The sequence below is a fragment of the Streptosporangium sp. H16 genome (assembly GCF_051918855.1).
Classification (GTDB): domain Bacteria; phylum Actinomycetota; class Actinomycetes; order Streptosporangiales; family Streptosporangiaceae; genus Streptosporangium.
Map to the genome: position 1 here is coordinate 82,822 of NZ_JBPXMD010000030.1, position 13,717 is coordinate 96,538.

Annotated in this window: 13 protein-coding genes; 7 read left to right on the forward strand and 6 right to left on the reverse strand. The window is 69.6% G+C overall.

The annotated features are described in order from the left end of the window. Positions 1-54: 54 nt before the first annotated feature. The 3 genes from ACTOQ2_RS34885 to ACTOQ2_RS34895 form a co-directional block, all read right to left on the reverse strand. A complete protein-coding gene (locus tag ACTOQ2_RS34885; RefSeq protein ID WP_440105090.1) occupies positions 55-252 on the reverse strand; it encodes a DUF397 domain-containing protein in 198 nt (65 codons plus the stop codon). Positions 253-621: 369 nt separating this feature from the next. Continuing rightward, positions 622-1,272, reverse strand: a complete 651-nt coding sequence (locus ACTOQ2_RS34890; protein ID WP_440105091.1) for a YdcF family protein — start codon at positions 1,270-1,272, stop codon at positions 622-624. A gap of 7 nt (positions 1,273-1,279) precedes the next feature. Continuing rightward, positions 1,280-2,050 (reverse strand): GntR family transcriptional regulator, encoded by a 771-nt coding sequence (locus ACTOQ2_RS34895; protein ID WP_440105092.1) that lies wholly within the window; start codon positions 2,048-2,050, stop codon positions 1,280-1,282. 831 nt (positions 2,051-2,881) lie between these two features. Here ACTOQ2_RS34895 and ACTOQ2_RS34900 point away from each other — a divergent pair. Continuing rightward, complete coding sequence (locus ACTOQ2_RS34900) at positions 2,882-3,118, forward strand: hypothetical protein (RefSeq protein WP_440105093.1); 237 nt, start codon at positions 2,882-2,884, stop codon at positions 3,116-3,118. Between the two features lie 97 nt (positions 3,119-3,215). Continuing rightward, positions 3,216-3,497 (forward strand): hypothetical protein, encoded by a 282-nt coding sequence (locus ACTOQ2_RS34905; protein ID WP_440105094.1) that lies wholly within the window; start codon positions 3,216-3,218, stop codon positions 3,495-3,497. A gap of 51 nt (positions 3,498-3,548) precedes the next feature. On the opposite strand, the gene ACTOQ2_RS34910 is transcribed toward ACTOQ2_RS34905, so the two are convergent. Both ACTOQ2_RS34910 and ACTOQ2_RS34915 read right to left on the reverse strand, forming a co-directional pair. Further along, positions 3,549-4,130, reverse strand: a complete 582-nt coding sequence (locus ACTOQ2_RS34910; protein WP_440105095.1) for a putative glycolipid-binding domain-containing protein — start codon at positions 4,128-4,130, stop codon at positions 3,549-3,551. Positions 4,131-4,192: 62 nt separating this feature from the next. Continuing rightward, positions 4,193-5,383 (reverse strand): epoxide hydrolase family protein, encoded by a 1,191-nt coding sequence (locus tag ACTOQ2_RS34915; RefSeq protein WP_440105096.1) that lies wholly within the window; start codon positions 5,381-5,383, stop codon positions 4,193-4,195. Between the two features lie 61 nt (positions 5,384-5,444). Between ACTOQ2_RS34915 and ACTOQ2_RS34920 the strand changes: the two genes are divergently transcribed. The 4 genes from ACTOQ2_RS34920 to ACTOQ2_RS34935 all read left to right on the forward strand — a co-directional run bounded on the left by ACTOQ2_RS34920 (position 5,445) and on the right by ACTOQ2_RS34935 (position 10,132). Then, a complete protein-coding gene (locus ACTOQ2_RS34920; RefSeq protein WP_440105097.1) occupies positions 5,445-6,488 on the forward strand; it encodes a helix-turn-helix transcriptional regulator in 1,044 nt (347 codons plus the stop codon). Positions 6,489-6,671: 183 nt separating this feature from the next. Further along, positions 6,672-7,712, forward strand: a complete 1,041-nt coding sequence (locus ACTOQ2_RS34925) for a cupin domain-containing protein (RefSeq protein ID WP_440105098.1) — start codon at positions 6,672-6,674, stop codon at positions 7,710-7,712. A 133-nt stretch (positions 7,713-7,845) separates the two neighbouring features. Continuing rightward, complete coding sequence (locus ACTOQ2_RS34930; RefSeq protein WP_440105099.1) at positions 7,846-8,985, forward strand: acyltransferase family protein; 1,140 nt, start codon at positions 7,846-7,848, stop codon at positions 8,983-8,985. Between the two features lie 325 nt (positions 8,986-9,310). Further along, entirely contained in the window at positions 9,311-10,132 is an 822-nt protein-coding gene (locus ACTOQ2_RS34935; protein WP_440105100.1) for an alpha/beta fold hydrolase, read from the forward strand. Between the two features lie 279 nt (positions 10,133-10,411). Here the strand turns inward: ACTOQ2_RS34935 and ACTOQ2_RS34940 are convergent, their stop codons facing one another. Further along, positions 10,412-12,673: a DEAD/DEAH box helicase gene (locus tag ACTOQ2_RS34940; RefSeq protein WP_440105101.1), complete on the reverse strand. Its 2,262-nt coding sequence runs from the start codon at positions 12,671-12,673 to the stop codon at positions 10,412-10,414. Positions 12,674-12,966: 293 nt separating this feature from the next. Between ACTOQ2_RS34940 and ACTOQ2_RS34945 the strand changes: the two genes are divergently transcribed. Beyond that, positions 12,967-13,494, forward strand: coding sequence for a GNAT family N-acetyltransferase (locus tag ACTOQ2_RS34945; protein ID WP_440105102.1), 528 nt, complete (start codon positions 12,967-12,969; stop codon positions 13,492-13,494). Positions 13,495-13,717: the final 223 nt, after the last annotated feature.

Consider the following 13,717-nt stretch of genomic DNA (forward strand, 5'->3'; position numbering starts at 1 on the left):
GGAACCGGCCGAACGCCGGGCCCGGGTCCGGTCGTGGCCGCCGTACGAGCCGGATCAGAAGTCGCCGCCGCGGACGCCCGCCAGGAAGTCGCGCCAGGCCTTCGGGGTGAAGGTCAGCGCGGGGCCGGACGGGTCCTTGCTGTCGCGAACGGCGACGAGCCCCGGCAGGTTCGTCGCCACTTCGACGCAGGCGTCCCCACTGTTGCTGTAACTGGACTTGCGGAACTCGGCGCCGAGCAGGTCAGAGGACATGGCTACTCCTTCATGGCCGTGGCGATCATCGCTTGCGACGCGTCAGGGCTTTCTCCAGGGAACCATCCCATGGGCCTCGCAGGAAATCGTGACACCTTCCACCTACCGTGCGATCCGTGGTGCCCGCCCACCGGCCGGTGGGCGGTAAGCCTCTATGGTGAGCGCACGAGGCAGCCGAAGGAAGGTCACGAGTACGCGGATGCGACGCTACTCGTGGGGACGCTGGACATGCTCGCCGAACAAGCACGGGAAATCGGTCCCGTCCCACTCACCAAGGACGGGGAAGTGGTCGCGATGGTGGTGACTCCCGAAGTGGCACGTGCGAGGGTTGAGGCGCTGAAGGCACAGGACGGATAGCAGTCGGACTGGTTATATCAGCCTGCTTGTGTAGCCTGCTGCGACAAGACGATCGTATGCGTGCCGTACTTCGGCAGACATTTCTTGCGGTATGGCAAACCCTAGTTCGGCATACTTGGTGATGCGCTGAGTGTCGCCGACGATCATGTTTGCGACCCGGTTCGCATCCCCGATCGCGTCGATGTAATCCGCCAGCGGCAAGGATGCGGACGCGCACGTGACCTCCACCTCGGGCCACAGCTTCTTGCAGGTCGCGTACGCTCGTCTCTGCTGGTAGGGGCGCGAAACAAGGGTGACAGACAAGACGCTTATGCCGTGACCCGCAAGCAACGTACGGGTGAACTCGATGTTCTGTCCCGTGTTGGTCGCTCTCGTCTCGACGAGGATCCTGTCTGCGGGAACGCCCAGCTTGACGGCCTCTTCCCGATAGTGCACCGCTTCGCCACGAGGGAATCGTTCAATCGTCGTCGGCGCGTTGGCGCCGGTGAAGACGACGCGCGGGAAAAATCCCTTCCTGAAGAGTTCGGCCGCGAAGACCGCTACTCCTACGTCATGGCTCCCAAGCCCGATCCCGATATCGGAATGCCGTGGTTCGTGATGCATGTTGTGGTAGTCCCACAGGATTTCGAGATCTTCCAGAATGTTTGCAGGTAGAGCTTCCACGTCCGGCCTATTCTGGGATCTTGAAATTGTAAGACCATTCGAAGCGCGTGGCCGCATGGACACCGCGAGCGAATTCCACGACCTGTCCGTCCCGCGTGGCGGTCATGCGCCTGAGCACCACCACAGGTTCGCCTACGGGAAGCTGTAATTCTCGCGCCTCATCAGGTGTCGGCATGCGAGCGTGAAGGGACTCGGTGATGGCGTCCGGTTCGAGACCCTGAACGGTCAGCACCGCGAAGCCTCCGCCATGGCCTGCGGGTCCCGGAGCGGGATCGACCAGGGGAGTGCCTTCCACGTGGTCAGGGCGATAGAAGCTGGTGAGAGCGTGTGTGGGTACGCCCTCTTCTCTCACCAGGCGTGCTCGCTCGTAAACGGGTGCTCCGACAGGCAGTCCGAGCGCAGCGGCGACCTCGGGATCCGCCTCCACCAGACGAACACGATTGCTCTGATCGCCGGGCGCCCAGGCGCGTCCTGAGGCTTCTCTGTCCGCTGCGAAAGCCACGAGGCCGAACTTCCACTTGCTCTTGGCGTACCGCTCCGCACCCAGTCGTTTCATCGCGGGCTGACGGCGAATCACCGTCCCCCTGCGCCGTACCACCGTGACGAGACCCTCGGCTTCGAGGAGGCGGACCGCTTGGCGGATCGTCTTGACGTTAACGGTGAACTCGTCCGCGAGTTCCTGGTGCTTGGGCAAGGTGCCGGTCGCGTCATGTGGGTATGTGCCGTCCTCGATGCGAGAGCGCAGCACGCTGGCCAACTCCCGGTATCCGATGCTCATACGACTCCTCACCTCGGTCGCCGAACAAGGCTAGCGCCGCCTCGACAGCATCTAATCTCAACAAATAGTGCCACCTCTATTGACAGAATGCCACCCTCATCCTTCGATAGAGCTAGCACTATTCGTTGACCAGCCATAACGCATCATTTTGGCGACTTCGCCCTAGATAGGACGAGCCCGGCAGGCGCTCGCAACGCCGTACCGGGCTCTTGATCAGGAAGTGAGTCCCGATCCGTGAACAACCCTAGTGCTCCGGTTCTCGACCGGACCAGGGCGAGCGGCTGCGGCTGCTTCGCCGACAGTGCGCCGATGCCGATGGGCTGTGCCTTCTGCGGGCACGCGCCATACGCCCACGGTTGCCCAGGTCACATCGCTGATCACGAGTACGAGCAGCCGTCGGGCGAGCTGATCACCGCGCGCCTGGAGGTTCGGCGCCGTACCGGACCGGCTCGCCTGCCCGGTTTCGAGCCGCCCGTCGCCGTGGCTCCCGCCGAGGTGATCCCGCTGGTGCCCGCCCAGCGGCGTGCAGAGCCGATCCCCGTTCCCGACGCGCCGACGCCGCTGCCCCGGCGGATGCCTCGGCCCCTCCGGCCTCGGCGATCGCGGCCCGCTGCCTTCGCGCCGCCCCGGCGCGACGACCGCCGACGTCCCGCTCGCGGCGGTGCGCGCTCGGTCGCCTGCGGTCCTGACGAGGTCAAGGTCGCTCCACCGATACCCCGGCCGCCCGAGCCGTACGACACAGACCAGATTCTTCCCCACCTCATAAGGCGGACCCGCCCGACGCTGCACACGTCCGGACGGGTCCTAGAGCGGACTGCGGAGGTCCGATCCATGGCAGATGCTAGATCCACAACGCCCAAACCGACCATTCCCGGCTGGCGCGTGATTCTCAGCGACAGGGGACGGCTGTGGGCCTCCCGCGTCCTTCCGTTCACCGACGCCGAGTCGGACGCGGCCGCGGATCGTACGGTCGACGCCGACACTCTCGACGATCTGCGCGCCGAGCTCGATCGGCACGAGGCCATCGCCCGGGAGGCGGCCGGGCGGGCGACGCGGGTGACGCCGTGATCGGGCGCCGATCCCACGCCACCAGGCAGTACCGCGAAAGCCTGGCCCCCGCTCCCGTCCCTCTCCCCTCGCCTCACCCGTGCCGGAGCGTGCTGGGATGATCGCCATGAGAGCGCTCCAGGTCGCCGTCATCGTGAGTGCACCCGAGGAGCGCCAGCGCGCCGCACTTGAGCAGACCTTCCCCGAGTGGCACATCGTCCACGACTCTCTTCTGCGCCGCTGGACCGCCCTGCGGCGTCGGCCGCTCACCGATCGGGAGGTGAAGGCGGGCATCAGATGCGTGCTCATCCGTGCCTCACCCGAGCGGCTGGTCACGGTACTGGTTCGCCAGGTGCAGATCGCGCTCAGCCTGAACGCCGGTCACCCGCCCGGCCGCTGAAACGGCGCGGCGGCCCGGGAGCGTCCTCCCGGGCCGCCACGCTTGGGGAGGTCACGCCACGCGTACGGCGATCTCGGGGTAGTCGAGCACGAGGCCGGACTCGTCGTAGACCAGGCGGCACGCGAAGTCGAAGACCGGGGCGCTGTAGTCGTAGCGCTGCCGGGAGTCCTCGTCGGCGACGCGGACGTAGTCCTGTTCGAGCCGTTCGACGGCGAGATCGGTGGCGCGTACGTAGGCGGCGGGGGCGGCCGACCGGTCGCCGGCGCGGAGGCCCATCCGATGCACGGGGAAGGTGTTGGTCATCGCCGAGGACTCCAGATCGACGTCCAGGCAGCCGTCCAGGTGGGGAGCCGGTGTGCCGTCGACGCGCCAGTGGCCCGCGCCGTCGGCCTCCAGCACGGTCTGCCGGGTTCCCGAGGCCGAGCGTCCCGTGATCCGCGCGCTTCGCGTGGTCCAGGAGGCGTCCAGCTCGATGGCATAGCCGACGATCCAGGTCTGGCCCTCCTCGACCGCCGTCGTGCACCCCTCGATGCGAAGGCCGTCGTCCGAAGGCTGGAAGTAGGCCACCTCGAACCCTTCCCGCGCGTCGAGATGTCGCCAGGCGGCGGTCTTCGGCGGTGCTGTGAAAGTCATGACGCGATTCTTCCCGCTTCCCGCTTCCCGCTTCCCGCCGAACGGTGGACCCGCCGCCGGGATCACCGCGCGACGCGGAAGAACTCACGCAGGTCGCCGACGAGCAGGTCGGGCGTCTCCATCGCCGGGAAGTGGCCACCTCGGTCGAACTCCGACCAGTGGTCGACGGTGTTCGCCGGGTCGGTGAGTGCGCGGATCGTCATGTCCGCCGCGAACACCGCGATCCCCTGCGGCGGCGCCGGCGCGGACGGCCACCCGGCCTGGTCGTCGCCGGACTGCGTGGCGGCGATCTCGCGGTAGGCCTGCATACCTTCGTAGAGGATGTCGGCCGAGGACGCGCCGGAGCCGGTGAACCAGTACAGGCTCACGTTGGTGAGCAGCCGGTCGCGGTCCACCGCGTGCTCGGGCAGTTCGGCGGCCGGGTCGGTCCACTCCTTGAACTTCTCCGCGATCCACGCCAGCTGCCCGATCGGCGAGTCGGTCAGCGAGTAGGCCAGGGTCTGCGGCCGGGTGGACTGCAGGTGCAGATAGCCGAGGCCGTCCTGGCGGGCGGCGTTGAATCGCTCGGCGCGCGCCCGGTCCGCGCCGGACAGGCCGTCCGGCTTGATGGGCGGGCCGAACGGGTACGGCGAAGGACCGTTGAGGTGGGTGGCGACCACGCGGCCGGGGGCGGCCATGGGCAGCAGCGTGGTCACGCCGCCGCCGACGTCCCCGCCCTGCGCGGCGAACCGCTGGTAGCCGAGCCGGCTCATCAGTTCCCCGAACGCGGCGGCCACCCGGAACAGGTTGCCCCAGCCCGGTTCCCGCACCGGGTTGGAGAACCCGAAGCCGGGCAGCGAAGGGATCACGACGTGGAAGGCGTCCGCCGGGTCACCGCCGTGCGCGCGGGGGTCGGTCAGCGGCCCGATCACGTCCAGGAAGTCCACGAACGAGCCCGGCCAGCCGTGGCACAGGATCAGCGGCAGCGCGTCCGGCTCGGGCGAGCGGACGTGCAGGAAGTGGATGTCCTGGCCGTCGATCGTCGTCACGAACTGCGGGTGCTCGTTCAGCGTCTTCTCCTGCGCGCGCCAGTCGAAGCCGTTCGTCCAGTAGCCGGCCAGTTCCCTGAGGTAATCGACGGGAACGCCGCGCTCCCAGCCGGTTCCGGAGATCTGCCGGGGCCAGCGGGCGCGGGTGAGGCGATCGCGCAGGTCGTCCAGCTCGGCCTGCGGGATGTCGACGTGGAACGGGCGGATGCCGGTGTTGTTGTCCATGGCGAGAAACGTAGGAGCGATACAGGAAAGCTCCGTTCCTGTATTCGGGCAGACTTGAAACATGCTGGACACGGCACAACGACTACTGCGGCTGCTCTCCTTGTTGCAGGCGCCACGCGACTGGACCGGGCCGGAGCTGGCCGAGCGCCTCGACGTCACCACGCGGACCGTGCGCAACGACGTGGAGCGCCTGCGCGACCTCGGCTATCCGGTCCACGGGATCAGGGGCGTCACCGGCGGTTACCGGCTCGGGGCCGGCGCGACGTTGCCGCCGCTGCTGCTCGACGACGAAGAAGCGGTCGCCGTCGCCGTCGGGCTGCGCGTGGGCGCCACGCAGGGCGCGGTCACCGGCATCGAGGAGGCGGCGCTGCGTGCCCTGACCAAGCTCGAACAGGTGCTGCCGTCGCGGCTTCGCCGTCGTGTCAACGGCCTGCGCGCGTACCTCGTCCCGCTTCCGCACGCCGGCCCCAGCGTGGACGCCGCCACGCTCACCGCGATCGCGGCGGCCTCCCGCGACCACGAGCGGCTCCGGTTCGACTACACCGGCCACGACGGGTCGGCCGGCCGCCGCGAGGTCGAGCCGCACCGGCTCGCGCACAGCCGAGGCCGCTGGTACCTGGTCGGGTGGGACGTCGCGAGGTCCGACTGGCGCACGTTCCGGGTGGACCGGATGCGGTTGCGGACCCCGAACGGCCCGCGGTTCGCCCCGCGCGAGGATCCCGGCGGTGACCTCGCCGGCCACGTCGCCGCCGGCCTGGCCACCGCGCCCTGGCGGTGCCGGGCGCGGGTGACGGTGCGCGCACCGGCCGAGCACGTGCGCGACCGGCTGCCGCCCGGCGTTCCGGTGGAACCTCTGGGCGACGACGCCTGCGTGGCCGAGGTCGGCTCGGACACGCCGCAGATGCTGGCCGGATACCTCGGCATGCTCGACGCCGACTTCGAGGTCACCGAGCCGCCCGAACTCGTCGCGCAGATCCGCGTGCTGGCCGACCGCTACCGGCGGGCGGTTCCGGCGGAGACATCTCGCGGCACGTCGCCGTGCGGCGTGCCCGGCAGCGAGCCGCCCGACGCCGGCCGCCACATGGAGGAAGTCATATGTGAGTGATGTCGGCGACACGCCGCAGCAGGGCCCGACACAGCGGGTCCCTGCTGCTTAACCTGCAGAAACAGGCGTACACCATCAGTGTGGACGTGACCATGTGACCCAGGCCGGAGTTCGAGGGCGGCGTACGTTCTTCGACCGTTCTTCGACCGTGACCACGAGGGTCGCGACAACGAAGGGGACGTCATGACCAGCACCTCACGCCACGTCACATCCCTGGCGACCGCGTCACCCGCGTTCGAGAGCGAGCTCGGATCGGTCACCCTGGTCGACGCCGGCGCGATGCTCATCCTCAGCGGGCTCTCGATCAAGCACGTCACCCTGGAACCCGGCGCGATCCGCGAGCCGCAGTGGAACGTCAACGCCAACCAGATCGGTTACTGCCTCTCCGGCACGGTCCTGGTGTCGATCCTCGGGAACGCGGACGTCTTCTCCTCGTTCGTCATCGCCGCAGGTCAGATGTACCACGTCGAGTCGGGCGCGGTTTACCACCTGGAGAACGTCGGGGACGACCGCGCCGAGTTCGTTCTCGCGCTGCGCGACGAACGCCCCCGGCACTTCTCGCTGCACGACAGTTTCAGCGCCATGACCGACGCGGTGCTCGGGAACACCTACGACCTGCCCGCCTCGGCGTTCGCCGCCCTCGACCGGTCCCCGGCCCAGCAGATCGTCCGCCGTACCGGAGCCCCGGACATCCCGGCCACGGCCGGCCTGCCCAACGCCCACCTGTTCGACCTCGAGGGCCAGCACCCGCCGCTGTCCTACGCCTACGGCAGCGCCCGACTCGCCCGTAGCCAGTACTGGGCCGCCCTGGAGGACATCTCCATGTACTCCCTGCGCGTCAAGGAGAGCGGGATGCGCGAACCGCACTGGCATCCCGTCACCGCCGAGATGGGATACGTGGAGAAGGGGCACGCCCGCATGCGTGTCCTGGACCCCGACGGCACCCTCGACGAGTACGTGCTCGGCCCCGGTGACGTGTACTTCGTGCCGCGCGCCTTCCCGCATCACATCGAGGTCCTCGGCGAGGACGACATCCACTTCCTCATCTTCTTCGACCAGGCCATGCCCGCCGACATCGGCTACCGGGCCAGCGCGTCGGCGTTCTCCCGCGAGGTTCTCGCCGCGAGCTTCGGCATGCCCGAGCGTGACCTCCCCCGGTTCCCCTTCACACCGGTCGACCCGCTCTTCGTCGCCCGCGTCAACCCTCGCGACCCGGTGCGCTGAGGACGTCGCCCGGCTGGTCCTCTCCCGGTTGCGGTGAGGTCGCGGTCCGGGTGGCGGGCGGGCTCGGGGCTGTGGTGAGGTCGCAGGCCAGGTGATATCCGGGCAACCATGCCCATCGTCTAAAGTCGGGCGAATGGCCCCGATCCCCTCGCGGCTGGCCTGGTTGGACGCCCTGCGCGGACCCGCCGCGCTGGCCGTCGCGCTGCACCACTCCGGCTGGACCTTCATCCCGGGCCTCTGGGCGGAGGTGGACCGCAGGATCGACGTCGGCACCTGGGGCGTCTTCGTGTTCTTCCTGGTCAGCGGCTATATCATCCCCGCCTCCCTGGAGCGGCGCGGTGACCTGCGGGTCTTCTGGATCGGCCGCGCCTTCCGCCTTCTCCCCCTGCTGCTCGCCGCGCTCGGCCTGGCGCTCCTTCTCGCGTACGCCGGGGCGTTCGTCCTCCACCCGGGCCTGAGCACGCGTCCGCTGCCCCTGGTCGTCCTCGGGAACGTGACGATGCTGCAGGAACTGCTCGGCGTGCCCGCCGTCATCGACGTGATGTGGACGCTCTCGTACGAGATGGCGTTCTACCTGCTGGCGGTCGGGTTGTTCGCCACGGGGCGGGCGCACCGGTCGGCCGCGACCGCGGTCGTCCTGGCGCTGTCGGCCGTACTCCTGGGCCTCCTGCTGCCGGGGCCGGTCATCGGTGGCCGCGCCGACCTGGTCGCGGCGCTTCTCGGGGTCGCGGTGGCCGCGGTCGTGGTGGTGTCGGCGCGGGCGGGGGGCGGGACGCGTACGGCCGCCGCGGTGGCGGGCGGTCTCCTCGGGCTGGCGCTGGTGGTCCTGGGCAGCCGGATCGGCGCGTGGCAGGGCCTGATCATCCTGGCCATGATGTTCGCCGGTACGGCCGTGTACCGCGCCGAGCGGGGGACCATCCGGTGGCGTACCGCCGTCGCCACCGTGCTGACGGTCCTGGCCTGCGGGGTCCTCGCCAAGGACGATCCCGGCTGGGCGCCGGCGATTCTGCTGGCCGCGGGTTTCTTCGCGGCCGGGTTCGCGCTGCGGCGCAGGTCGTTTCCCCGGTGGCTCGCCCACCTCGGGGTGATCAGCTTCTCCCTCTACCTGCTGCACCCGCTCCTGCTGCGGATCAGTCCGAACCTCCCGCTGTTCTTCCTCGCCCTGGTGCCGCTCTGCTACCTGACCCACCGCCTGATCGAGGCCCCCGCTCAACGTCTCGGCAGGCGGCTGGCCAGGTCATCGGTAAGGGAGCCCGCGCCGGGCGGATCCTAGGACTCGCCCGGTGGCGCGGATCAGGGGGCCACGTACTGCTCGGCGTAGGCGGCGAACGTTCGCCGAGGATCGGGCCGAACTGATCCCGGTGGGGAAACCCGTCACCGGAACTGTCACCCATCTGCGCTACGGCGTCACCTCGCGCTCAGCCCTGCGCGACGCGCTCAAAGATCCCGGAAACCACCGAATCTCCTCATGAAGCCATGGTTTCGTCAATGCAGCATGAAGTTCGCGCGATGCGCTCATCTGGCCGATGGCGGGTGCCACCCGCTGACCTAACGTCGAGGTATGTCCAGCTCGCACACCACCTCGATGAGGAACTGACATGGCCTTCGTCACCACCGCTGACGGTACCGAGATCTTCTACAAGGACTGGGGCAGCGGGCAGCCGGTCGTCTTCAGCCACGGCTGGCCGCTCAACGCCGACGTCTGGGACGACCAGCTGAAGCTGGTCGCGGACCACGGTTTCCGGGCCGTCGCGCACGACCGCCGGGGGCACGGCCGTTCCGGCCAGCCCTGGAGCGGCAACGACATGGACACCTACGCCGACGACCTGGCCCGGCTGATCGAAACCCTCGACCTGCGCGAGGCGATTCTGGTCGGGCACTCCACCGGCGGTGGCGAGGTCACCCGCTACATCGGCCGGCACGGCACCTCCCGCGTCGCCAAGGCCGTTCTGCTGGGCGCAATCCCGCCGCTCATGCTGAAGACCGACGCCAATCCCGAGGGCCTGCCGATCGAGGTGTTCGACGACATCCGCGCGGGGGTCGCGGGCGACCGCTCGCAGTTCTACAGGGACCTCAGCATGCCCTTCTACGGCTTCAACCGGCCCGGCGCGGAGGTGTCGGAGGGGGCGAGGGACGCCTTCTGGATGTGGAGCATGCAGGTGGGCCTCAAGGGGGCGTACGACTGCGTCAAGGCCTTCTCCGAGACCGACTTCACCGAGGACCTCCGGCGCTTCGACATCCCGACCCTCATCGCGCACGGCGACGCCGACCAGATCGTGCCCATCGTCGCCGCCGGCCCGAAGTCGGCCGAACTGGTCAAGGGTGCCACCCTGAAGGTCTACCCGGGCAGGCCACACGGCCTGGTCGGCGCCTACAAGGACGAGTTCAACGCCGACCTGCTGGCCTTCGCCAGGTCCTGAGACGGTCCGGCTCCTGGGAGGATCCGGCTCCTCGGACGGTCCGACGTCTGGGGGGGTCGACGTCCCGGGCGGGACCGCCGCCCCGGACGGGTACGACACTGCCTCACCGATCGCGAACGTTCGAGGTTCGAAATCGTTCGGGAGCGCACGATTCTCTTTTCACGCCGTACGGTTCGCGTTCCATGCCATACGGTTCCCTTTTTGGGCCGTACGATTCCCGTTCCGCGCCACAGGGGCCGGCCGCTCCGATGTCCGGTGTCCGGCGGGGCCGCGATCCCCTCAGGCGTGCGAGGGCCGCGACGGACGTGACGTCGCGAGGCGCCGCTGTTCCTCCTCGACGATCTGGCGGGCCAGGGTCTGTTCCGAGATGTCGACCGCGTCGGGGGTGGACTCGGCCAGGTCGCTGCGGCGGGCGTAGGTGTCGAAGAGCCCGACCTTGCCGCGGAGGATGTCGAGCATGCGCTGGTCGACGCTGTCGGCCGTCAGGAGGCGGTGCACCTGGACCTTGCGGACCTGCCCCATGCGGTGGGCACGGGCCACGGCCTGGCTCTCCATGGTCGGCTTGACCTGGGGCTCGCAGATGATGACCACCGAGGCGGCCTGCAGGTTGACGCCGATCCCGCCTGCCTGGATCTGGCTGAGCAGCACGGCATGGCCGGGGGCCGCCGTGAACTCGTCGATGACCTGCTGCCGGCGGGCGGTGCCGAGGTCGCCCGAGATCGGCCCGTGGACCCGGCCGCCGGGGTCACCGGGGGATCCCGGGGCGCCGGTGCCGCCGAGAGCTTCGTGGACGGCGGTCATGACGTCGCGGAAGTAGGAGAAGACCACGACCTTGAGATCGTTGCCCGCCGCCTCGTCGACGAGTTCCAGCAGCCTCTGGAGCTTGGCCGACGTCTCCGGCGCGACGTAGGCGGCACGGCGCATCGCCATGAAGTTCCCGTCGGCCACGGCCTTGCGGTAGGCGGTGAGGTCCGCCGGGCTGAACTCCTCCCACTCGTCCACGTGGACGAGGTCGGGCAGCTCGGTGAGCACGTCCTCCTGGTTGCGGCGCAGGTAGACCGGTGCCACGGCCCTGCGGAAGGCCTGCCCTCTCGCGGCCCCCGCCCCCGCCACCGTCGCCAGCGCCGCGGTGTCGCCGTTCCGGATGCCCGGGAGCAGATCGGGCCTGAGGTAGCCGATCAGGTTGCGGAACTCCTCGACGCGGTTCTCCATCGGAGTCCCGGTCATGAAGAGCACCCGGTCGGTACGGCCGCACCACCGGGCGACGGCCTGGGAACGCCGGGCGGCCGGGTTCTTGACGTAGTGCGCCTCGTCGACCACGAGCATCCCGAGCGCGACGTCGCCGGGGACCTCCAGCCGGTGCAGGGTGTCGATGGTGGTCACGGCGACGCCACCGGTGCGGATCCATTCCGCCAGGGCGGCGGTCCGGTCGCCGCCGCGCAGGGAGTAGGCCCGCAGCGTGCTGCGGGCCTCGATCTCGCGTACCCAGTTGATCAGGACGCTGGCCGGGCAGGCCACCAGGAAGTGCCTCTCGCCGCGCGCCCAGAGGTGCGCGAGGGCGGCGACGGCCTCGATGGTCTTGCCCAGGCCCATCTCGTCACCCAGGATCACCCGCCGCTGGGCGAGGGCGAAGCGGGCGCCGAACGACTGGTAGCCGCGCAGGGAGACCCGGCGGTGGGTGTCGTCGAGGTCCTGGGCCTTGACCCGCGCGGAGATGTCGTCGGGCAGGAAGCCCTCCGAGGCGACACGGTCGGGTTCCGTGGCCGCGAGCTCGGCGAGCAGGTTGTAGTACTCGGACGCGCGGAGCTCGAAGTCGACCCACGCCTCGATGCCGGAGACCGGCGGGCGCAGCAGGTCCACGGAGGCCTGGCCGAAGAGCAGCGCCGTGCCGGACGCGTTCGCCTCCGCGATCACGTCCTCGATCCGCGCGACGGCCTCCTGCGCACGGCGACGACCTCCCTGGCCCGCGAGCAGCATCCGCAACCACCCGCGAGCGGGTTGCGCGGCGGGCAGGAGCGAGGCCAGCGTCCGCTCGATCCTCCGCGCTGCGCCGCTCGCGCGCGGCAGGTCGGGGCCGGCGTTCACCAGCCGGTTCAGCGCGATCAGCAGGTCCGTGGTCTCGTCGTCCTGCCGGTCGACGTCGATCCGCAGCGCCACCGTCTCCTCCACCGCCTTGGCGATCTGCTCGGCGGCGGCGTGCGCCTGTCTCGCGTTCCACGCCCCGACCCCGGGGAGCAGTTGGAGCGCGTACGGCGTGGTGTCCAGGATGTCGAGGATCGTCTGGTAGCCGGCCTGTTCGAGGGCCCTGATCCGAAGCCGCCCCACGGTGACGTCCTTCAGGCGCGTCAGGGGAATCGACCCCAGCTCCTCGCGTGCCAGGCGCGTACGCATGGAGGCCAGCGCCCGCTGGGCGTCGGCGCGCGCCCGCGCGTCATCGGCGAGCAGCGTACGCGTGTGGGACCGGAGGCGACCCGCCCTCTGGAAGAGGGCCCTGACCTGCCTGGGGGTGGAGGCCGGGTCTTCTCGCTCGACGTCGCCCAAGCTCTCGTCCCTCCCGTCACGGCTCGATCGCGGTAGTTCACCGTCGCCAACCACCCGGCCGGTTGTCAACGATCGGCCAGGCCGGACACGGCGTCACACCCCTTTGCCCGCTGATGAGCCGTTCATGGGTTCTAGGAAGAACCTGATGAACGGCCCGGCCGGGCCGGGGCCCCGATTCCACGTGATCCCACCGTGATCCCACCGCCGGCCGGGCACGCGCCGGGACCGATTGTCGGTGCCCCCTGGCAGAATCCGCCTGTTCCGAACGTGAGCGGCCGAAGGTGGAGAGACGGATGTCAGATCGAGGGAACGCACCGCCGATACGGCTCGACCCGTGGGCGGAGACCGATCTCGACCTGCTGCGGCGCATCAACGCGCCGGAGATGACCGATCACCTGGGAGGCCCGGAGACCGAGGAGAAACTCCTCGACCGGCACAGACGGTATGTCGACATCGCGGGGAAGGAGACCGGCCGGATGTTCAGCGTCGTCCTGCTCCCCGGGCTCCAGCGGGTCGGCAGCATCGGATACTGGGAACGCGCCTGGCGGGGCGAGACCGTGTACGAGACCGGCTGGAGCGTTTTGCCGGAGTTCCAGGGCAGGGGCATAGCGGTCGCGGCGGCCCTGGCCGTCATCGCCAGGGCGAGGGCGGAGCGCAGGCACCGCTACGTCCACGCGTACCCCTCCGTCGACCATCCCGCGTCGAACGCGATCTGCCGGAAGGCCGGGTTCCAATTCGTCGCCGAGTGCGATTTCGAGTACCCGCCGGGAAACGCCATACGGTGCAACGACTGGCGCATGGACCTCGCCGCGGAGACGTGAGACGTTCCGCTCGGGCGGGGCCGGACGTCGCGCGGACTCGGGCGGGGCCGGACGTCGCGCGGAAGGGGGCGCGGGCGTCTCTCCTGGCCGTACGGTGGGTCGCCCCTCCCATGGGTGCGAGTCCGTAATAGTGCACTTTGGGGGCTGAGTGTGCATTCCTGCGCAGAAGGAAGCGTCGACTGTTTCTAGTGTCCGTGGTGTCCGAACGGCACGACCCCTCACC